Source organism: Helicobacter magdeburgensis (assembly GCF_000765825.2).
Lineage (GTDB): Bacteria > Campylobacterota > Campylobacteria > Campylobacterales > Helicobacteraceae > Helicobacter_C > Helicobacter_C magdeburgensis.
Map to the genome: position 1 here is coordinate 72390 of NZ_JRPE02000010.1, position 21825 is coordinate 94214.

Annotated in this window: 21 protein-coding genes; 13 read left to right on the top strand and 8 right to left on the bottom strand. The window is 41.1% G+C overall.

Annotated elements, in window-relative coordinates:
• Positions 1-30: 30 nt before the first annotated feature.
• The 4 genes from LS74_RS07615 (at position 31) to prpD (ending at position 5924) form a co-directional block, all read left to right on the top strand.
• The gene (locus LS74_RS07615; RefSeq protein ID WP_034586805.1) at positions 31-1944 is read left to right on the top strand and encodes a propionyl-CoA synthetase; all 1914 of its coding nucleotides are present in this window, start codon (positions 31-33) and stop codon (positions 1942-1944) included.
• Positions 1941-2816 carry a methylisocitrate lyase gene (gene prpB, locus LS74_RS07620; RefSeq protein ID WP_034586807.1) on the top strand — a complete coding sequence of 292 codons (876 nt, stop codon included), beginning with the start codon at positions 1941-1943 and terminating at the stop codon, positions 2814-2816. Before LS74_RS07615 ends, prpB begins: the two co-directional genes overlap by 4 nt.
• 30 nt (positions 2817-2846) lie before the next feature.
• Positions 2847-4001: a bifunctional 2-methylcitrate synthase/citrate synthase gene (gene prpC, locus LS74_RS07625; RefSeq protein WP_034586810.1), complete on the top strand. Its 1155-nt coding sequence runs from the start codon at positions 2847-2849 to the stop codon at positions 3999-4001.
• 468 nt (positions 4002-4469) lie between these two features.
• Complete coding sequence (gene prpD / locus LS74_RS07630) at positions 4470-5924, top strand: 2-methylcitrate dehydratase (protein ID WP_138128983.1); 1455 nt, start codon at positions 4470-4472, stop codon at positions 5922-5924.
• A 66-nt stretch (positions 5925-5990) separates the two neighbouring features.
• Here prpD and galE read toward each other — a convergent pair whose 3' ends face one another.
• Entirely contained in the window at positions 5991-7028 is a 1038-nt protein-coding gene (galE, locus tag LS74_RS07635; protein ID WP_034589522.1) for a UDP-glucose 4-epimerase GalE, read from the bottom strand.
• A 54-nt stretch (positions 7029-7082) separates the two neighbouring features.
• A complete protein-coding gene (locus LS74_RS07640) occupies positions 7083-8468 on the bottom strand; it encodes an anaerobic C4-dicarboxylate transporter (protein WP_138128985.1) in 1386 nt (461 codons plus the stop codon).
• A gap of 159 nt (positions 8469-8627) precedes the next feature.
• Between LS74_RS07640 and LS74_RS07645 the strand changes: the two genes are divergently transcribed.
• Together LS74_RS07645 and LS74_RS10920 are read left to right on the top strand one after the other, a co-directional pair.
• Entirely contained in the window at positions 8628-9095 is a 468-nt protein-coding gene (locus LS74_RS07645; protein WP_034589329.1) for a tRNA (cytidine(34)-2'-O)-methyltransferase, read from the top strand.
• Positions 9070-9279, top strand: a complete 210-nt coding sequence (locus LS74_RS10920; RefSeq protein WP_034589330.1) for a hypothetical protein — start codon at positions 9070-9072, stop codon at positions 9277-9279. Before LS74_RS07645 ends, LS74_RS10920 begins: the two co-directional genes overlap by 26 nt.
• On the opposite strand, the gene LS74_RS07655 is transcribed toward LS74_RS10920, so the two are convergent.
• The 5 genes from LS74_RS07655 to LS74_RS07675 are packed head-to-tail and all read right to left on the bottom strand — an operon-like array spanning position 9276 to position 15298.
• Positions 9276-9908 (bottom strand): tetratricopeptide repeat protein, encoded by a 633-nt coding sequence (locus LS74_RS07655; protein ID WP_084584357.1) that lies wholly within the window; start codon positions 9906-9908, stop codon positions 9276-9278. The two genes, LS74_RS10920 and LS74_RS07655, sit on opposite strands and share 4 nt — an antisense overlap.
• 50 nt (positions 9909-9958) lie before the next feature.
• On the bottom strand, positions 9959-12196 hold the full coding sequence (locus LS74_RS07660; protein ID WP_138128989.1) for a flagellar hook-basal body complex protein: 2238 nt from the start codon (positions 12194-12196) through the stop codon (positions 9959-9961).
• Entirely contained in the window at positions 12193-13014 is an 822-nt protein-coding gene (gene flgD / locus LS74_RS07665) for a flagellar hook assembly protein FlgD (RefSeq protein ID WP_034589453.1), read from the bottom strand. Before flgD ends, LS74_RS07660 begins: the two co-directional genes overlap by 4 nt.
• A 15-nt stretch (positions 13015-13029) precedes the next feature.
• Positions 13030-14286 carry a flagellar hook-length control protein FliK gene (locus LS74_RS07670; RefSeq protein ID WP_138128991.1) on the bottom strand — a complete coding sequence of 419 codons (1257 nt, stop codon included), beginning with the start codon at positions 14284-14286 and terminating at the stop codon, positions 13030-13032.
• A gap of 34 nt (positions 14287-14320) precedes the next feature.
• On the bottom strand, positions 14321-15298 hold the full coding sequence (locus LS74_RS07675) for a hypothetical protein (RefSeq protein ID WP_034587932.1): 978 nt from the start codon (positions 15296-15298) through the stop codon (positions 14321-14323).
• 129 nt (positions 15299-15427) lie between these two features.
• On the opposite strand from LS74_RS07675, the gene LS74_RS07680 reads away from it, so the two are divergent.
• Positions 15428-16012 (top strand): phosphatase PAP2 family protein, encoded by a 585-nt coding sequence (locus LS74_RS07680; protein ID WP_034587931.1) that lies wholly within the window; start codon positions 15428-15430, stop codon positions 16010-16012.
• A 13-nt stretch (positions 16013-16025) separates the two neighbouring features.
• Here the strand turns inward: LS74_RS07680 and dcd are convergent, their stop codons facing one another.
• Positions 16026-16592, bottom strand: a complete 567-nt coding sequence (gene dcd / locus LS74_RS07685) for a dCTP deaminase (RefSeq protein ID WP_034587929.1) — start codon at positions 16590-16592, stop codon at positions 16026-16028.
• Positions 16593-16683: 91 nt separating this feature from the next.
• On the opposite strand from dcd, the gene accB reads away from it, so the two are divergent.
• The 6 genes from accB to LS74_RS07710 all read left to right on the top strand — a co-directional run.
• Complete coding sequence (accB, locus tag LS74_RS07690; protein ID WP_034587927.1) at positions 16684-17148, top strand: acetyl-CoA carboxylase biotin carboxyl carrier protein; 465 nt, start codon at positions 16684-16686, stop codon at positions 17146-17148.
• Positions 17149-17157: 9 nt separating this feature from the next.
• Entirely contained in the window at positions 17158-18522 is a 1365-nt protein-coding gene (locus tag LS74_RS07695) for an acetyl-CoA carboxylase biotin carboxylase subunit (RefSeq protein WP_034587925.1), read from the top strand.
• Between the two features lie 58 nt (positions 18523-18580).
• A complete protein-coding gene (locus LS74_RS07700; RefSeq protein ID WP_034587922.1) occupies positions 18581-19285 on the top strand; it encodes a flagellin N-terminal helical domain-containing protein in 705 nt (234 codons plus the stop codon).
• 11 nt (positions 19286-19296) lie between these two features.
• Complete coding sequence (gene pseC / locus LS74_RS07705) at positions 19297-20478, top strand: UDP-4-amino-4,6-dideoxy-N-acetyl-beta-L-altrosamine transaminase (protein ID WP_034587920.1); 1182 nt, start codon at positions 19297-19299, stop codon at positions 20476-20478.
• 115 nt (positions 20479-20593) lie between these two features.
• On the top strand, positions 20594-20959 hold the full coding sequence (locus LS74_RS11395; protein WP_236096867.1) for a hypothetical protein: 366 nt from the start codon (positions 20594-20596) through the stop codon (positions 20957-20959).
• Positions 20917-21825: cache domain-containing protein (locus LS74_RS07710; protein WP_236096868.1), on the top strand; the 909-nt coding region annotated here is incomplete at its 3' end. The genes LS74_RS11395 and LS74_RS07710, both read left to right, overlap by 43 nt.

Below are 21825 nucleotides of genomic sequence, written 5' to 3' on the forward strand. Positions count from 1 at the left end.
ACCCTAGCCAATTTTTCAAAGGAGATAGAGATGCCCACATATGAAGAAGTATATAAACAATCCATTGAGAATCCTGAAGCCTTTTGGGCAGAAGCTGCTAAAAAAGTGCATTGGTATCACGAATGGGATAAGGTGCTTGATGTTGTGAATGATCATTATCGGTGGTTTGTCGGTGGGTGTATGAATACCTGCTACAACGCACTTGATTTGCATATAGAAAATGGCAGAGGCGATCAAGTGGCATTGCATTATGACTCGCCTGTAACGGACACAAAAAAGTCTTACACCTATAAAGAACTACGCAAAAGAGTGGCAAAAACCGCTGGAATCTTAGTCAATAAAGGCGTGGTGAAAGGCGATAGAGTGCTTATCTATATGCCTATGATCCCAGAAGCAGTGATTGCAATGCTTGCTTGTGCTAGGATTGGGGCGATTCATAGCGTGGTCTTTGGTGGGTTTGCCGCACACGAGCTAGCCGCTAGGATTGAAGATGCCAAGCCTAGAGTTATTATGAGTGCTTCTTGTGGTATTGAAGTCTCTCGTGTGATTAAATATAAGCCAACACTTGATGAGGCGATAAAAAGCTCTAGCCATAAGCCCACCACCTGCCTTATCTGGCAACGCCCACAAGAGAGGGCGAATATGCTACCTTGGCGTGATGTGGATTGGGAGAGTGAAGAAGAAAAAACAGAGCCGGTAGAGTGTGTGCCTGTGGATGCGACTGATCCACTTTATGTGCTTTATACTTCTGGGACAACTGGTAAGCCAAAGGGTGTTATCCGCAGTAATGGTGGGCATTCTGTGGCGATGAAGTGGTCTATGGATAATATCTACAACGCAAAGCCCGGCGATGTCTTTTGGGCGGCAAGTGATGTAGGCTGGGTTGTAGGGCATAGCTATATTGTCTATGGCACTTTGATGAATGGCTGCACGACTATTGTGTATGAAGGAAAGCCGGTTAAAACGCCAAATCCGGGAGCATTCTGGCGTGTGGTGCAAGAATATAAAGTCAATATTTTATTTTCTGCACCAACAGCATTTAGAGCGATTAAAAAAGAAGATTCTAAAGGCGAATGGCTTAAAAAATATGATATTAGCTCCCTTAGAGCAGTCTTTGTCGCTGGGGAGCGGTGTGATAGCGATACGCTAAAATGGATTGAAAAGCTGACGCAAAAGCCTGTAATAGATCACTGGTGGCAGACAGAAACCGGCTGGGCAATCGCGGCAAATCCGCTAGGATTAGAGCAAATGCCTGTAAAGCCCGGCTCTCCTACAAAGCCAATGCCCGGCTTTAACCTAAAAGTGCTAGATGAAGAGGGCAAGGAATGCAAAGCCGGCAAGCTAGGGAATCTTGTGATTAAGCTGCCCCTGCCCCCTGCGTGTCTAATGGGAATCTGGGGCGATGATGCAAGGTATAAGAGAGCTTATCTTAATCACTATCCGGGCTACTATCTCACCGGCGATAGTGGCTATATTGATAAAGATGGCTATGTGTTTGTAATGGGGCGAATGGATGGGGTCATCAATGTCGCAGGACATAGGCTATCAACTGGCGGTATGGAAGAGGCTATTTCTAAGCACCCAGATATTGCAGAATGTGCGGTCATTGGTGTAAATGATGAGCTAAAAGGGGAGATTCCACTTGCCTTTGTCGTGCTAAAAGATGGGCTGGAAAGAGATACGCAAAGCTTGTGCGAAGGCATTGTGCAGCTTGTGCGAGAAGAGATTGGTGCGGTAGCTTCACTGCATATTGTCGCAGTGGTGGCACGACTGCCAAAAACTAGAAGTGGTAAAATCCTGCGAGGCACAATGCGTGATATTGCCGATGGTAATGAATGGAAAATGCCTAGCACGATTGAGGATTCTAGTGTGCTGCCAGAGATTGAGAAAGCATTGGCAAATCTTGGCTATCCAAAATCTAAAACCATAAAGGAGGCAAAATGAAAACAGCAGGACAGAAATTTAGAGAAGCATTAAAGGAAAATAATCCTTTGCAAATTATAGGTGTGATTAACTCCTACTCTGCTATACAAGCACAAAAAAGCGGTGCAAAAGCCCTGTATCTAAGCGGTGGGGCATTAGCGGCGATGAGCTTAGGTGTGCCTGATCTTGGCATTAGCTCATTAGAAGATGTCTGCATTGATGTGCGTAGAATTACAGCGGTGAGTGATTTGCCCTTGCTTGTAGATGCGGACACTGGCTGGGGTGGGGCGTTTAATATCGCTAGGACGATTAAAGACTTAACGCGAAGCGGAGCAGCGGGCTGCCACATAGAAGACCAAGTCGCACAAAAACGCTGCGGACACCGCCCAAATAAAGAGCTTGTAAGCAAAGAAGAGATGTGCGATAGGATAAAAGCGGCGATGGATGCAAAGCTAGATTCTAGCTTTGTGGTGATGGCAAGGACTGATGCCCACGCAAGTGAGGGGCAAAACGCAGCGATTGAGCGAGCATTAGCCTATGTAGAAGCAGGGGCGGATATGATCTTTGCCGAAGCAATCCATACGCTAGAAGAGTATAAGCAATTTACTGAAGTCATAAAAGTGCCGGTGTTAGCAAATATCACAGAGTTTGGCAAAACGCCTTATTTCACGCGTGATGAGTTAGCAAATGTGGGAATCTCTATGGTGCTGTATCCGCTTTCAGCAGCAAGGGCGATGAATAAGGCGGCTTTAGCGGTATTTAGAGATATTATCAACAATGGCTCACAGAAAAATAGCATAGATTCTATGCAAACACGAGATGAGCTGTATGAAATGCTTGGCTACCACGAGTATGAGCAAAAGCTAGATACACTTTTTAAAAGCAAAAAATAACCACACTAAATCTAAAGAAAAGGATAGAAAATGGCAGCACCAACGGAAAAAGTAGCAAAAAAAGTAGGTGGCTTAGCAGGGATAAGCGCAGGAGAATCCGCGATTTGCACTTGTGGCACAGGACACGGGCTAAATTATAGGGGCTATGATATTTATGATTTAGCAGAGCATTGTGAGTTTGAGGAAGTGGCATATTTGCTATTAAAAGAAAAGCTACCAAATAAAGCAGAGCTAGAATCTTTCAAAAAGGAATTGATTGCGGCAAGGAGCTTACCAAAAGAGCTAAAAGAAGTGCTAAAGCTTTTACCAAAAGATGCACACCCTATGGATATTATGCGAAGTGCGTGTTCTACGCTTGGTTGTTTGGAGAGAGAAGAATATGATGTGTTTAAAGCCTCTTTTCCAAATCAGCAAAGAATTGGTACAAGGCTTTTAGGGATTTTCCCAAGTGTGCTGACTTTTTGGCATCATTATCACACAAATGGCAAGGAGATAAGCACAGAATCTAAGCAAGATTCTATCGCTGGGTATTTTCTAGAATCCTTGCACCAAAAAGAGCCAAAAGAGCTATGGGTAAAGGCAATGCACGCTAGTCTCATTCTCTATGCAGAGCACGAGTTTAATGCCTCTACATTTACTGCAAGGGTGATTACGGCGACAATGTCTGATGTGTATGCAGGAATCACGGGGGCGATTGGGGCGTTAAGGGGACCACTACACGGCGGAGCAAATGAAGCGGCAATGGATTTGATTGAAGAGTTTAAAACGCCAGAGCAGGCAACGCAGGGGATCTTAGACAAACTTGCTAGAAAAGATAAGATTATGGGCTTTGGACATCGCGTATATGTGGAGAAAGATCCGCGAAATGTGGTGATTAAGGCGTGGAGTAAAAGATTGAGTGATGATGTGAAAGACACAAAGGGGCTATATCAAATCAGTGAAGCCATAGAAAAGGTAATGTGGGAGCAAAAGAAGCTTTTTCCCAATCTTGATTTTTATAGTGCAAGCACATATCACTTTATGGGGATTCCCACAGCGTATTTCACGCCGATTTTTATCTTTTCACGCACAGCAGGGTGGTTGGCACATATCTTTGAGCAAAGGGGGAATAATAAGTTAATTAGACCTAGTTCGCAATATATAGGACCGGAAAACAAAGCGTTTGTGCCTATGGATAAGCGTTAATCGTGGGTGCGTTAGCTTTTTGGCTAAAAACGGCGATTGCTGCGGCTTTGGCGGCGTCATTACCGCTTAGGTAACTCCTTGCCAAAGCCTTGCAAAGCCCCATTTTTAGCTCAAAAATCTTGCCGCTTGAGCGTTTGGTTTTGCGTGCTTTTCTAATTAAAACTTAAAAAATCATCGCAAAATCTTTAACGCTTAGGAGTGCGGTTTTGCTACTTAGATGGTTTGTATTTTGCCGAGTGGGAATCTAACTATTTGGCTTGGCAATCAGCGGCGGTGAATCTAGAATCTATATTCTAGAATTTTATAAAAACACAAATTCTAGCCATTGCTCTGTTGCTTTGTGAGTTTTTAGGGATTTTTAAGGTAGGAGTTACCTTAAGGGTAATGACTATCTTAAAAATCCCTAAATCTTGCAAATGGACAGACAAGGGTGAATTTCAACTATACTTTAACTACAAGGAGAACACAATGAGTGCCGATATGGGAACATTGGATACCAAACGACCAGAGTTTGATGAGCTGCTAACAAAAATTGCGCGTTATGCGTTGGAGTATAAGATTAACTCCCCTTTAGCTTATGAGACAGCGAGATACTGCCTTATGGATACCATAGGTTGCGGACTTTTGGCATTAAACTTTCCAGCTTGCACCAAGCTTTTAGGACCTGTTGTTGAGGGCGCGGAGTTTCGCCCTTTAGGAGCAAAGATCCCGGGGACTAGCTATCAGCTAGAGCCAGAGCGAGCGGCGTTTAATGTGGGAGCTATGGTTAGGTGGCTTGATTTTAATGACACTTGGCTAGCCGCAGAGTGGGGACACCCAAGCGATAATCTAGGGGCGATTTGGGCAGTAGCTGACTATCTAAGCCGCAAAAATATTGCCGAAGGTAAAGAGCCTTTAAAAGTCAAAGATGTGCTAAGTGCGATGATTAAAGCTCACGAGATTCAAGGTGTGCTTGCCTTAGAAAACTGCTTTAACAAAGTGGGGCTAGACCACGTGCTGCTTGTTAGAATCGCTTCTAGCGCGGTGGCGTGTGTTATGCTTGGTGGGAGCTTTGAAGAAGTGCGAAACGCAGTAAGCCACGCATTCATTGATGGCGGGGCGTTGCGGACATATCGCCACGCGCCAAACACAGGCTCACGCAAAAGCTGGGCGGCAGGAGATGCAAGCTCAAGGGGCGTAAATCTAGCCTTGAAAGCATTAAGTGGTGAGATGGGCTATCCAAGTGCGTTAAGTGCGGAGTTTTGGGGATTTGAAGATGTAAAAATGCGGGGCAAAAAGCTCACTATCCCACAAGAATTTGGTAGTTATGTAATGGAAAATGTGCTGTTTAAAATCAGCTTCCCAGCGGAATTCCACGCGCAAACTGCCGTAGAATGTGCCTTGAAACTGCATAATGAAGTAAAAGACAAATTAGATTCTATTGAAAAGATTGTGATTACCACGCAAGAATCTGGACATAGAATCATCAACAAAGTCGGCGAGCTTGCAAACCCTGCTGATAGGGATCACTGCATTCAGTATATGGTGGCTGTGCCGCTTGTGTTTGGGCGATTGACCGCAGAAGACTATGAAGATTCTGTGGCGAGTGATAAACGCATTGACGCCTTGCGTGATAAAATGGTAGTAGAAGTCGATGATCGCTATACGCGTGAGTATTTGGAGGCGGATAAACGATCAATCGCTAATGCGGTGCAGATTTTCTACAAAGATGGCAGCAAGAGTGAAAAGGTAGAGATAGAATATCCTATCGGGCATAAACGCAGAAGAAGTGAAGGAATCCCTGTGCTAGTAGCCAAATTTGAACGCAATATCGCCCTAAAACTTAGCCCCAAAAAATGCGAGCAAATAAGGGCAGTGTGTGAAAATCAAGCCAAGCTAGAATCTATGGCGTTTAATGAATTTAGTGATTTATTTGCGTTGTAGAAGCTAAACTAGCTAGGAGAAGTAAGCAGATTTTATTTTTAGAATCTGCTTTTTTACAAAGTGGGATTAGGACAATGCCTTTTCCCACTGATACGCACTTGTGATGATACCTTTTAAATCATTATATTTTGGTCGCCAATGTGTGAGTGAAAGAATCTTTTCATTTTTCGCACTAAGCTCAATGGGGTCGCCCTCTCGCCGAGATTCTGCAATGACTTTAAAATCCACCCCACTCACTTCTTTGACAATTTCTATCACTTCCTTAACGCTATAACCCTGTGAGTAGCCGACATTAAAGACATTTGATTGCCCTGTCTGTTGCAAATATTTTAATGCTTCAAGGTGGGCATTTGCCAAGTCATCAATATGGATATAATCGCGAATGCAAGTGCCATCTTTTGTGGGATAGTCCGTGCCAAAAATCCCCATACTCTCCCGCTTCCCACACGCACATTCACACGCTACCTTAATAAGATGTGTAGCATTTTTGCTTCTTTGCCCTAAGCCCTTATGTTGTGAGAGCAGCTCTTGTGTGTTATCCATACTCGCCCCAGCGACATTAAAATACCGCAACGCCACATAGTTAAAATTCTCAATCACTTTTGCGGTATCGCTTAAAACCCGCTCACTCATCATCTTTGAAGCCCCATAGGGATTAATGGGTAAAAGTGGGGCATTTTCATCAATGGGGATAAGCGATATATCTGGCTCCCCATACACAGCAGCTGTGGAGCTAAAGATAAAGTTATTGACATTGCATTCCACACAAAGATTGATAAGATTTGTTGTGTTGATTGTGTTGTTTATATAGTATTGCAATGGCTTAAGCACAGATTCTCCAACAATCAAAGACGCAGCAAAGTGAATGACAGCCTCAAACTGATATGTAAGAAGTAGAGTTCGCATTGCCTGTAAGTCATTAATATTGCTTTGAATGAAAGTGAGCCTATCCCCAAAACATTCCTGTAAGTAGGTAATATTCTCTATAAAACCTGTGCTTAAATCATCAACAATGACAAGATTGTAATCTGTATTTTTTAAAAACGCATAAGCGGTATGTGAGCCGATGTAGCCACTCGCACCAGTGAGTAGAAGATACGCCATAATAATCCTTTATTAAGTAATAGAATCTCAAAAGCGAGATTCTATACACACTTATTAAATATACCCTGCAATTTTTGCTAAAGCATATCCAGCTACACACGAGCTAAATACACCGATTAAGCCCGGCAAGATGAAGCTGTGGTTGATAACAAATCGTCCAATATGCGTTGTGCCACTTCTATCAAACTGAATTGTTGCCAAGTCGCTTGGGTAAGTTGGCAAAATGTAATAGCCATAGCACGCTGCTGCAAATGCTACGATAATTCCGGGTTCTACGCCAATACCAAGAGCCAAAGGCACAAACGCCGCAATAGCCGCTGCTTGAGAATTTACAAATTTTGAAATTAAAAGCAGCATAATCGCATAAGTCCAAGGCTGTGCTTTTACAATATCACCCAAAGCTTCTTTCATCATAGGTGTATGCACTGCAAACATTGTATCCGCCATCCACGAGATTCCAAACACCGCCACAAGGGCTATCATACCTGATCTGAAAATCTCATTCTTACCAATCTTACCTGCATCTACATTTGTAAAAATGAGTAACGCAGAACCAGCCAAAAGCATAAATACTTGAATCACATCTACCATACCCATAGGCTTCATCGCACCTTTTACTTCAAATTGCGGACGCAACTCTGGGAATGCTCCAAGCACAGCTACAACAACGATTGCACCTAGGAAAATCCACATAGCAAGCCAATCTTTGAAAGGAAGCTTAACACCTAGAAGTGTTTTAGAATCTCCATAGACATATTTTTTAAACTCTGGATCTTTGATTTTCTCTTGGAAAACTTCATCTTTATCTAAATCCTTACCCCTAAACCACGAGAAGACTCCAATACACAAAACACCAAAAAGTGTGCTAGGAATAGTGATTTGTAGCAAATTGATATAGCCATCAAATCCTGCAAGTTTATGCTCTGCTTCTAAAAGCAATGCTGTAAGGCTCACTACCGCAACAGACACAGGTGAGGCGATAATACCCATTTGTGAGCTGATTGAGGCTGCTGCCATAGGACGCTCTGGGCGGATATTGTTTTTAATCGCAATGTCATAAATAATTGGCATCATTGTATAAACAACGTGTCCTGTCCCGCATAGAATTGTAAGGAAACAAGTAACAAAAGGCGCTAAAATCGTCAAAAATTTTGGATTTCTTCTTAGCACACGCTCTGCAATTTGTAGCATTACATCTAGCCCACCACTTGCCTGAAGTGTCGCACTTGCCACAACAACAGCTAAGATTGTAAGCATTACAGAAACCGCAGGTTTGCCCGGAGCGACATTGAATCCAAAAGCAAGGACTAAAAGCCCAATCCCACCTAAAAGCCCAAGAGCAATACCGCCCTTTCTTGCACCATAAAAGAGACATACAAGCACGACAAAGAGCTGAATGCCAAACTGCCAACCTTCACTAAGATTTGTGAGAAAATCCATAAAAGCCCTCCTAGAGTGGAAAATATGCTAAAAAGCTCTGCAATTGTATCTAAAATCCCACATAGATAGCTTAAAGGCAATGTTTTTGGGTGTTTTTATTATGCTTAGTGTGTTAAAGTGTGGCTTTTACTTTGAATGAGCGTTTAAAAGGTTAAGAGAATGGATACTTTTCATATCGTGCTTGTTGAGCCACAGATTCCACAAAATACGGGCAATATCGGGCGGCTGTGTGTAGCCACAGATTCTATTTTGCATTTAATCCACCCCTTAGGCTTTAGCGTGGAGCAAAAGGAGCTTAAACGCGCAGGGCTTGATTATTGGCAGAATCTGCAAGTGTATGAATGGCAGAATTTGCAGGAGTTTTGGGAGAGCTACCCTATGGACGAGCGACATTTTTTCTTTAGCACAAAGGCAAAAAAGCTGCATTATCAGGCGGATTTTTCACAAGGGGGATTTTTGTATTTTGGGCGAGAGGATAGGGGGCTAGATTCTAGCTTGGTGGAATCTGCTAGGGCGTATAGGCTGCCTATGGTAAAAGGCATTAGAAGTGTGAATCTCGCCACAAGTGTGGGTGCAGCTCTATATGAGGGATTGCGCCAGCTTGGGAGCTACAAGCAATGGGAGTAAGACAAATAAAAAAAGCGTTTTTTTAAGCCCCTTTTTCTTGCCAAATAAAAATTTGAGTGTGGAGTTTAAAGTGCGGATAGATTGCTTAGACTTGCTAGGTGGCTCTACTACAACAAGCAAAAGATGTGAGTTAGAATCTACGCCCACACGCTTTCACATTTTCTCACACAAAGCTAGATTCTAATAGCCCTGTTGTTGCAATTCTCTGTAGCCTTCACAGCCAAGATCTTCGCCCAAATCACAGGCTTTGCTATAAAATGCTTTTGCTTTTGTAAAGTCTTGTTTTACACCATTGCCCGTATAATAAGCATAGCCCACTTGAAAACACGAAGAGGTATCTTCTTGCTCACAGCCTTTTTGATAATACTTAAATGCTTTAGGATAATTCCGCATTACTTTATCTCCTGCTGCATACAAGTATCCAAGAAAATAATATCCAGCATTTTCACCAAGCTCTATGGCTTTATTATATAACGCTATGGTTTTTTGTGTGTCCTGCTTTACACCACCACCATCTTCATAGGCAAGTCCCAAACCGATACAGCCCTTTCCGTAGCCACCATTACACGATTTGTCAAACAATGTAACAACTTTTGTTATATCTTGATGTTCTAAACCTGCTTTATGGCACGCCTTGAAGTCATTGTTTTCACATAAAGATTCTAGCTCTTGTAAGTTTTTATTTTCATAATAAGAATCTGGCTGAAACTTTTGCTGTTCTGTCTTTTTATCATCATTGCAACCACTAAGTGCCAAGATAAGCGATAGGACTGCCACAAACCCAACCGCTATTTTTTGTATCGTCTTTTTCATTTTTGCCCTTTCAATTAAAATTCAAAGCCCAGAATCCAAACCGTAGAATCCTAGCGTTTTAGATTAAGTGCTTCTTTTACTAAATCATCGCCTGTGGTAAAGGCTTTGGCATTCATAGAATAGCCTCTTTGCATAACAATAAGCTCCGTTAGGGCATTTCCCACATCAACATTACTCGTCTCCAAATGCTTATACAGCACCGAGCCAAACTTGAGATTTAGCCCCTCCCAACCCAAAATCGGCTTCCCACTAATCGTGCTTGCATCGCCATTTACGACCATTTCTGTCATCTCAAAGAGATTTCCGCCTACTTTCCTTAAGCCCTGATCATTGACAAATGCCGCAATACCCACGCGTCCCATAGGCTCATACGCTCCATTATCAAACGCAAGGAATATAATGCCATCTTTATCAATCCTTACATCACGCAAATGCCCTTCCGCTCGTCCATCTTGATCCTTTCCTAAAATGCCAGAATCTCTATACACAAAGTTTGAGCTTTGCATATCCTTTGCCCCTGCGATATTATATGTCAAGCTCTTATCGCCAAAATTTAGCTCAATAGGCTCGGCACTTGGCTTCCCATCGCTATCAAATTCTATGTTGTGCGTTACATAATCGGGGCTTATCATAATCTCCCCGTGCTGGTCAAACACGGCTGAACGCACCTCCCATTTTTCCTTGATTGGCGGCTCGGATTCAGGATTGCCCGACTGCACCATAAAGTAATGGCTTTGCACTAGGAATTTTTTGCCACTTTCATCATAGATTTCTACATTGGTTTGGTAGCTTGGCATTTGGATAAACTCACTGAAGAAACTATCCCCTCTAATCTCCTGCCAACCGACATTATCAAGCTTAGGATCGCTTGAGCCACTATCCACCATTTTGCGATAAAGTTTGCCCTCATAACTTACCACATCATCAACTTGATAAGTGCTACCTTTAGCATAGCTTGGCGGCAGGGCAGATTCCACACTGCCTAGCTCTTCCCAATTCCCCTCATTGATTGGATTATTCCCAGCGGCATTAATACGGCGATAGATTTTGCCATCACTTTGCACCACATCGCCTTCAAGGTAGGTGGTATTATCACTCCATTGACTTAACGCACTGCTATCTAGAATCTTCCAATTTTCTTTATCCATAAAGGGATCTTCACTACTGCCAAGTTCGCCTGTGCGGATAAATGAAACCCCCTTATACTGCACAATGGCATTTTTCTCATACGCCTTATTAGCGTTAAAATTTGTCCCCACGCCACTATTAAAGTTTTCATTTTTTCCTTTGAATCCTAGCTTTTCAAACAGGCTTCCGCCAAGCTCTAAATTGAGATTCTTATACGAATTATTTTTTAGCTCTAAGCTTACTTTTTCGCCGACTTTCCCATCAGCCCCTTTGCTGATTTCTAAATCTAACCCCACTTTCTCACGCAAAAGATTTTTTAAATCATTAAAAGTGCGGAATTCCCCTGCTTCAACTCCGCCTTCACCATATTTGAAGCTCAAGGTTTCCTTTTTGCCATCTTTATCTATGATAAGGCGGACTTCATTGTAGCTTGGGGCATTAAGTGGCGTATCATCGGTGGCAAAGGCGTTGATATCCGTATCCATAAATCGTTCAATATCAAACTCGCCATCTTTGTTTTTGAAAAAAGATGATACAGAAGTAGCATTTTCATTTTTATTGAGATTAGCACTCACATCAAGCTTTGTAGTCAGCACAGGGCGATAGTAGAGATTCTGCGGGACTTGCATAGGTTGCAATTTCCCAGAAGCAAGGGCTGCAAAATCAACCTCTTCACTTTTGTTTGAAGTGTAGATTCCATCTTTAATCTTGCCTAAATCCACACCATACATATAATATCCGCTTGTATTGACGATATAGCCCTCTCCATCACGCAAAAATGAGCCATCGCGTGTGAAATAGTTTTTTTGCTTTTTTTCATAGCCATCATCTTTGATTTCAAAACTTCCGCTTTTCTGCTCCCCAACAACAAACCAGCCCTTGCCCTCATAGGCTACATTAAATTCCCCATCACTTGCCTTGTAGCTTCCACTACGCGTGGAGATAGCATTGCTTGATTTTGTCGCACCATAGTTCATATCGTTATTAATGGGGGAATCGGCATTAAGAGAATCCATATTTGTGCTAAAAAGGCTTTCAAACTGCGGAATATTCTCGCGATAGCCAATGGTATTAACATTGGCAATATTATTTGAGATAGAATCTAGCCCAAATTGATGTGTTTTAATCCCGCTGTAAGAGTTGATAAGAGTGCTATTCATAGCCCGTGATCCTTATTGTAAAACTCAATGGCACTATCAAGGGGCAAAATCATATCGCCCATTCTTAGCATAGGTGAGCCTTTATCAAAGATAATGCTCTGCACCTCTCCGCGTCCCACACGAGCGGTGTGGTATTGTTTGCTTGTTTCATCAAGGTTATATTCCGCACGGATATTATATGTGCCATCATCTACCTGTTTGCCGTTATTATCTAGCGTATCCCAAGTAAATTCCAAATACCCGCTTTGGTTATTTTTATCTTTAAGCGAAATGCTTTTGACCATCTCATTATTGCTATTAAAAATATAAATGGTTGGATCGCCCTTTTGTGCGTCAATTTTTTGATCAAAATAGATTGAAAATTTCACCGCCTTACCTTTTTGGACATTCACGCCAAAGACATCAGTTTCAGCCACCTTGCCAATCATTGAGACGGTGTTTAACGCATTAAGCTGTGCGGTAGCGACATTTGATTTAGCTGAATCTTGCATACCGAGATTGAGTGCTTCTAAAGATTCTTTCATTTGTGCTTGAAACTCTTTTAGCTCCTTATTTGTCTCTTGTGTGCTTTTCATAGCTTCTGCCACTTCTACCATTGTCTTTTTATTTTGCTCTTGCATTTCCACTTGCGTGAGCTGGGCAGTTTGCGTGATAATCTTATCAGTCTCCATTGGTGCGGTTGGGTCCTGATTTTTGAGCTGTTCTAAGAAAAGTCGCATAAAAGCGTCATTATCAAGCTCATTAATGTTGCGGACTTTTTCTTTCTCTTTTGCTATTTTTGCCGCACTTCCTGTTACTTCTGCTAAGTCAATCGCCATTATTAAACTCCCTTTTTAAGCGTATTTAGGTAATGTAATATGCATTACATTGACTTCACTTTGTGAATCTTCTAAGCTATTTTTGTTCCCTTCTTGTTGTTGCTCTTGTGGGGTGCTATTTCCACCACTTTGCCCCTTGTTTCCGCTGCCATTCTCATTTGAGCTAAAGCTTAAATCCACATTTTCAAAGCCCACTTGTGCGAGATTATTTTTAAAATCCACTTGATTTTGTAAAAATAACCCAACCGCCGTAGCATTTGACACCACTTGAATATGCAAATCCTTGCCCTTTTTAGTGATAGTAAGCTCTAGTGTGCCAAGATTGCTCGGATTAAGCTCTAAGGATAGCTTTGTGATAGGGGGCTTGTAGTTTAGCACCTCTTCACGCAGGGCTTGAGCGAAATTCCTTACACTCTCTCGTGCAAGGGCAGAGCGGTAGAGAATCTGTGTGCGAGTATTTTCCTTTGTGTGTAAAACTTCCGCACTTTGCTTAGATTGAGTTTTACCCTTGCCTTCTTCTACCGCTTCAGATTCTTTAAGTTTTGTTTTCTTTTTGCCCCCTGCTAAAAGCATTTCCGCAAAGCTTTTTTCCTCTTCTTGAATCTGGCTTTGCTCAAGGGGCGATTGAGATTCTTCTAGCTGTGTGCTTTGTGCCTTGATCGTTTGCACTAGGCTTTCTGAGTCTGTATTCTTAGCCCCTTTGCTTTGTGTGTCTTTTTTGGGATTTTTCTCATTATTCTTTTTATCCCCACTTTTAGATTTATTTTGTAAGGCTTCAGATTCTAAAGCGGCTATGCTTTGAGCTAATACATTAGGCTTTTGAGTAGCGTTTGATTGCGACTTTGGAGTCTGTTTTTGTAATTCCTCAATACTTGGTATCTCATCAAGTCTTAATGCCTCTTCAAAGCTTTTTAATTCTGCATTTTTTGAATCCATAAGCTGGGCTTGAATCTGCTCTGTTTGCTTGGTTTGATTGGCTATCTGTTTAGATTCTGCTTGGGCAGGACTAGATTCTAGCTTTTCTACATTTTTATTTTGTGGGTTTTTAACCGCCTTACCTTTTGTTTTTTTAGAATCTTCGTTTATAGTCTCGCCATTTTCCGCCTTATTCTTTTTGGCTTTTTTGCTTGTTTTTTTGCCTTTGTCTTGCGGGGTTTGTAAAGATTCTTTAGTTTGTTCCAAAATAGAATCTTGCTTTGAGTCAAGAATCTTGTCTGCTTCAGCTCCAGCAACTAAAGGCGTAGCCTTTGTCTTAAGGGCTTTTTGGAGCATATTCTCCTTTGAATCTTGCTCTTTTAAATCTTGTTTATCCCAGCTGGGGTGCGTCCTTTAGAGAAAATACGCTACCTTTGCCCTCATCATCAGCCTTTTTAGTTGGATACTCATTTGAGATTTTGCTTGTGATGTTTTTTGGCTTTTTGGTTCCGCGTTGGACGATGGCGATTCTATCTACATTATTTTCATACTCGTAGTTGATTTTCTCTTTTGCCGATGCGGGAATGCTTTTTGGCTTTGCTTCTAGCTTCGCTTGTGTCTCTAATGCTTCTTGCGCGAGAGATTGAGCATTTGCCCCTTGCGTTTCTAGGCTCATTTTGCTAGGGTTTAAGCCTTTGGCTTGGGCGAGATTTTGCACATCAGCTAGGGTTTTTAGAGCTTGTGCTTCTTCTTGTGGGATTTTAGTTTGTGGCATTGGCATAGAGGCTAAACGCGGAGTTGTTGCTTTTGAATCTAGGCTAGAATCTTTGCTTTCTGCAATTTTAGTTGCTGTGCTTGTTGAGCTTGTGTTTAAAGGTGTGCTTAGGGCTTCTACAAGGGGATTACTCTCTTTTGGTTTATTTTCTTTAGATGATTTGGCAATTTTTTCTTGCAAACCGATTTTTGAATCTTCACTCGCAGTGTCCTTAAAATCAAAAGACGCAGGAGTTGCACTTGGAGTTTGAGCTTTTTGACTTGCAGGCTTTGTGCTTGGGCTTTGTGCTTTTTGAGTCTGTGATGAAAGATTCTTATCAAGCAGCTCATTTTTTGAATCTGCTTGAGCTGTATTTTTACTCTCTGTCTTATTCATTTTGCCTTGCAAGGCTTTGCTAAGTGGATTCTTGTCATCTACGGCTTGGGCTTGACTTGAATCTTTGGCTTCCTTTTGAGCTTTGGCTTTAGCCTGTTTGGCAAACATATCTTCAAACTTGCTCTCCAACTTATTGACATCTGCTGATGGAGAGTTTGGGCGTTTATCCAAGATAGAATCGGGCTTATTTAAAATAGAATTTTGCATTGCATCTAACATACTGCACTCCTTACAAGAAAATATGCAAACTCTCAAGCAAATTGTATTCCTAAAATGAGAGTGTATTTTTTTTGTAGAAAAAAGTGTAGAATCTCGCATTTTTGAGTTTTTGGTTTCAAGGAGTGGATTTTGTATAAAAAAATTTTGATGACTTTGGTTTTGTGTGTAGGTATGCAAAAGGATTTGTATGCGGAAAAGAGTGGATTTGAGATATATGGCGATGTAATGCAGATTCTGCCTTTTGCAATGATGGCATATAGCTATGCTATTGATGATATGCAAGGTGTGAAAGAGCAAGCCATAGGGGCTGGAGCGACTTTCCTTACCACTCACGCTATCAAGCAAGGCTTTGTGATTGTATCGCGTTCAAATGAATCGTATGCTAGAATCTCACAGCGTCCAAATAATGGAAGCTTTGATGGATTCCCAAGCGGACATACTTCATTTACTTTTTCGGCGGCTGGATTTGCTCAAAAACGCTATGGCTGGAAGTGGGGAGTGCCACTTAGTCTTATTGGTGCGTCAGTTGGAGCAAGTAGAGTGTATGCAGAGCGACATACAACTACGCAAGTCATCGCTGGAGCGATTTTGGGCTTTTCTCTTTCATATTTTTTGGCAAGCAAACAGAGTAAAGATTCACAACTCACTGCTTGGGTAGATAATGCGGAAAATGGCACACAAAACTATCATATAGGGTATATAAAGCGATTTTAGAATTTGCTTTAATTTATTTTAAAACCTTAGGTAGTGTAATGCCCTTTTGTCCTTGGTATTTGCCTTTTTTATCTTTATAGCTTATCTCACAAGGCGAATCGCCCTCTAAAAATAATACTTGAGCTATGCCTTCATTTGCATAAATCTTTGCTGGAAGTGGCGTTGTATTTGAAATCTCAATAGTGATATGCCCCTCAAACTCTGGCTCAAAAGGCGTAACATTTACAATTATCCCACACCTTGCATAAGTGCTTTTGCCAAGACAGATAGCAAGCACATTGCGTGGCATTCTAAAGTATTCTATCGTGCGTGCAAGGGCAAAAGAGTTTGGCGGCACAAGGCAGTAGCCCTTTTCACTCGCATCGACTTCTACGACATTGCGTTCATCAAAGCTTTTAGGATCAACCAAAGTCGCACCGATATTTGTAAAAATCATAAATTCACTACCCACGCGAATGTCATATCCATAGCTTGATAGCCCATAGCTTACGATATTTTGCCCCACTTGCTTTTCACAAAATGGCTCAATCATACCCTTTTTACTCATCTCTTTAATCCATAAATCAGACTTTAAACCCATTTTGCACCTCACTTTTTACAAAAATTTTGCGTATCTTTAAAAAATCGTGTTATTATAGCAGATTTAAATTTCACGACAAGAAAGGTGCAAGATGAATCTACAAGAAATCAAAAAGATTATGGAGCTGTTTGACAATAGTGATATTGCGAAGTTTAGTATTAAACAAGAGGGCTTTGAGCTAAAACTCCAAAAGGCTAATGCTAGTGTGAGTGGGGCGGTTACAGCCATTGCACCAGCTCCTGTTGCAGCTATCTCTCAAACTCCAGTAGCAGAATCTGCTCCCGTTGCGACACCTAGCACACCAAAAGATACAAGCGGACATTTTATCACATCTCCTATGGTTGGGACATTTTACCGCTCTCCAAGCCCGGGTGCTGCTCCTTATGTTAATGTTGGTGATACAATTAAAAAAGGGCAGACCGTTGCTATTATTGAAGCAATGAAAATTATGAATGAGATTGAAGCGGAGTTTGACTGCAGGGTTGTTTCCATTGAAGTGAGCGATGGACAGCCTGTGGAGTTTAGCACTAATCTTATTAAAGTTGAAAAACTCTAAGGCAAAGCAATGAGTGTAAAACAAAAAAAGATTCAAAAAATTCTCATAGCTAATCGTGGCGAGATTACGCTCCGTGCTATTAGAACAATCCAAGAGATGGGTAAAGAGGCTATTGCGATTTATTCAACAGCGGATAAAGATGCGTATTACCTTGATGTGGCAGATGGTAAAATCTGCGTAGGCGGGGATAAGTCAAGTGAAAGTTATCTCAATATTCCTGCGATTATGAGTGCGGCGGAGTTGCTTAAGGTTGATGCGATTTTTCCCGGCTATGGCTTTTTGAGTGAGAATCAAAATTTTGTGGAGATTTGCTCTCATCATAATATAGAGTTTATTGGACCAAGTGCCGAAGTTATGGTGCTTATGAGTGATAAGTCTAAGGCAAAAGATGTGATGAAAGAAGCGGGTGTGCCTGTAATTTTAGGGAGCGATGGAGCATTAAAAGACTATAAAGAGGCTGAAAGGATAGCAAATGAGATAGGCTACCCTGTGATTTTGAAAGCTGCTGCTGGTGGTGGCGGACGCGGTATGCGTGTGGTTGAAAAACCTGAAATGCTTAAAAATCTCTATCTCGCAGCTGAATCTGAAGCAGTAAGTGCCTTTGGCGATGGCACGATTTATATGGAAAAATTTATCCGCAATCCCAAACATATTGAAGTGCAGATTCTAGCTGATAAGCACGGCAATGTGTTGCATATCGGTGAGCGTGATTGCTCTGCTCAAAGGCGACAGCAAAAGCTCATAGAAGAATCTCCCGCTGTGGTTTTAAAGCCTGAAGTGCGTCAAAGACTGCTAGATACTGCTGTAAAAGCCGCACAATACATTAAATATGTGGGGGCTGGGACATTTGAATTTTTGCTAGATGCGAATTATGAGGATTTCTATTTTATGGAGATGAATACCCGTCTGCAGGTTGAACACACAGTGAGTGAGATGGTAAGCGGACTTGATTTGGTAGAGTGGATGATACGCATAGCCGAGGGACAGAAGCTCCCAAGTCAAGATTCTATTACTTTTAAAGGGCATTCTATTGAGTGCAGAATCACCGCAGAAGATCCTGAAAAGTTTTATCCTTGTCCGGGCAAGATTACAAAATGGGTGGCTCCGGGTGGAGCAAATGTGCGGCTTGATACTCACGCCTATGGTGGCTATACCGTGCCTATGCATTATGATTCTATGATCGGCAAGCTTATTGTGTGGGGTGAGGACAGAGACAAGGCTATTATCCGTATGCACAGGGCTTTGAAAGAATTTTGTATTGAAGGTATTAAGACGACTATCCCATTCCATATTAAGATGATGAAAAATAAGGACTTCCACGCTTCAAATATTCACACAAAATATTTGGAACAAAATATGCTTGAAATAGACTAAAGCAGAGTGCTAGAGATATTTAGAGATAGCGTATTAAGAGATATTTGAAGGAGCAAAAATGAAAATTACCGCAAGCACAAGCCAAACATTAAAGCAAGAAGAGCTAAAATCAAAAGGGTCAAAAGCAACAAAACAAGCCCAAGATCCAAAAGATTCTCCTAAAGCTGACAAAGCAAAAAGTGTTGATGTAAGTGGCATAAAAGACTCTCAACTCGCTCAAAATCTTAAAAACACCAACAGCGATATTGGACGCTTACAAGTCGCACAAAAATCACTCAAAACAATAGAATCTGATGTGAAAAAATTTGCCGAACTTGCAGATGAAGATAAAGAAACTTTTGACAAAGGTGAGAAAGATGATATTCGCACTCAAATGCAGGATTTGAAAAAAAATATAGAATCTGTATTGAAAAAGGCGACTTTTGAAGGCACTAGTGTTTTTGCTAAAAACATAAAAGATGGCAGTGGCAATGTGATTTTTGACGCACCAAAGCTAAAAGTAGGGCTACTTGATACGGACGCTAAGAAGTTTTATGATATTTTAAAAGAGCAGCAAAGTGAAATTAAAGATGCCATTGACACACTAAAAGAACAAGCAGATAATGACGCAGAGAAACTAAGCACAAAAGATGGTGTTAAAGTCGCCAAACAAGATGCAAAAGAGACAGATGGCTCATTTTTAAGAAAACTAGGCTCACTTTTCCGCGTTTCACACGATACGGATAAATTAAGCAATCAGCGTGTGCAAGAGCTTTTAGCGTAGTTTGGTTTGTAGTGATACCTTATAGCACACAACTTATTGATGAGAGCGATGTAAAGGCTTTGAATCTAGCCTTGCATTCCCCGCACCTTACACAAGGCAAACTTATCGAAGAATTTGAATCTGCCTTGTGTCAAAAGGCAAATGCTAAGTATGCCATCGCTTTTAACTCTGCTACTTCAGCCCTTTACGCACTCTATGGAGCATTTATCTATAAATATTTCCCCCATATTGCTAAATCACGGATAAATCCACTACGACAGGCAGATGTTCAACAAGAGATTTATTTTGTTACTACACCTATAAGCTTTGTGGCTACGACAAATATGATGTTAGTTTGGGGTATCACGCCCATTTTTTGCGATGTGAAAGATGATGGCAACATTGATGAAAAAGCCCTTGCTAAGATTCTAGCCACTCACCAAAAAAGGGAGCATATCAAGGCAATTGTGAGTGTGGATTATGCGGGGAAAAGTGTGGAGTATGAAGCCTTGCAGAATCTTGCAAAGGAGTATAATCTTTTGTTGTTTGCGGATAGCTCTCACGCTTTTGGTGGAAGCTACCACAATAAGCCTATTGGCTCTTTGGCAAATGCAAGTGTTTTTAGCTTTCACGCTTTAAAGCCTATTACTACCGCAGAGGGTGGGGCTTTGGTAACTGATGATGAAGAGTTAGCCCATTACGTAAGGCTTTTGCTTTCACACGGCGTGGAGAAAAAGAGGCTTTGGAATTATGATTGCTTATTGGCGGGTATGAATTTTCGCTTGAGTGAGCTAGGAGCTGCCCTTGGGCTAAGTCAGCTCAAAAAGCTTGAATCTTTTATAGAATCTCGCCATAAAATCGCAAGATTCTACGATGGGTTTTTTGCTAACAATCCACATTTTGGGACAATTGCCATTCCAGAAAGCATACAAAGCACACATCATTTATATCCCATTTTGCTTTATCCGCATTTGTGGTGTAAAAAGGAGCAGATTTTTGAATCTATGCAGGAGCAGGGCTTAGGTGTGCAGGTGCATTATAAACCTATTTATCAATTTAGCTTATATAGGGGGATTTTTGGCGAAGTGCGATGTGAAAATGCTGAAAAGTTTTATCTCGCAGAGATTTCTATCCCTTGTCATCAGGGTTTAAGTCTTAAAGAAGCGGAAAATATAGCCAAAATCGTTACTCAAATATGTGAATCTTATATGTAAATCCACATTTTTGCGTAAGATTTACTTTTTTGAGATGTGTGCTTTACCCTTCTTTTTCTTTTTTTGCTGTATAATCGCCGAGAAAATGCCAAATAACTTAACATAAAGGATTTTGATGTTTAAATATCTCTCACTTAAATATAAAATTTTGATTCTTATTTTTGGATCGTTTTTAAATTTTGCTGTGCTTGTAGGACTTGTTTTTATTGGTGAAAAAGAAATAGCAGAGCAGAGTGTAGAGCGACTGCACGATCTTATACAAGAGGAAGTTGAGCAAAAGCTTAAGCTTTCCACAGATTCTGTGGCACAATCTCTTGGGGCTTTGATAAAAGGACTTGATGAAAAGCAACAAATTGCTGTTATCGCTAAGGCTATTGAGGATTTTCGCTTTGAAGATGACAAATCGGGCTATTTTTTGCCTACAAGGAATATGTGCCGGTGGCTCACCCTACACGTAAAGATTTGCTTGGCAAATCTCTAGCAGAAGCAAAAGATGTTAATGGCGTGTATTATGTGCGGGAGTTGTTTGATACCTCAAAACGACAGACGGATAAAGGACTTTTTGTGCATTATCTTTTTTCTAAGCCTTTGCCTGATGGCACACTTGGCAATGCTCCTAAGATTGCCTATGCGGCGATGATTCCAAATACGGATAATATTTGGATTTCCACAGGTGTGTATGCTGATACTTTTGAGCAATACGCACAAAATAGTTCAACATCTATTCTTTCTATGATTCGCTCTATTTTGAGTAATGCTCTCATCATTGCTTCTGTATGTTTTGTGGTTATTTTTGTGCCTTTGATGTTTATGTTTTATCGTTCATTACTAAAGAGCGTTGGTGTGTTGCAGCACAATATGATGTTGTTTTTCAAGTATCTTAATCGTGAAAGCAAAGAAATTAAGCTTACTCCACTTCATAATAAAGACGAATTTGGAGCGATGGCGAAGGGTATTGAGCAAAATGTGGAGCATATCGCTAAAGGCTTAGAATCCGACCAAGCTCTTGTCGCACAATCTCTTCAAGTTATAGATAGAGCAAAACAAGGTTATGCTGATAGTCTTATAGAATCTAAAGGCAGTAATCCACAGCTGAATAATCTAAGAGATTCTGTCAATGAACTGCTTAAACTCTTAATGACAGGTGTAGGAAAAGATTTAAATGAGATTAATCGTGTATTTGAATCTTACACAAGACTAGACTTCACCACAGAAGTAAAAGATGCAAGTGGTAGAGTAGAAGTAGTTACAAATACTCTAGGAGAAGAGATTAGAAAAATGCTGCATACAAGTTCTAACTTTGCTCAAAACCTAAGTGAAGAAGCAAAAGCATTAGCAGAAGCTGTA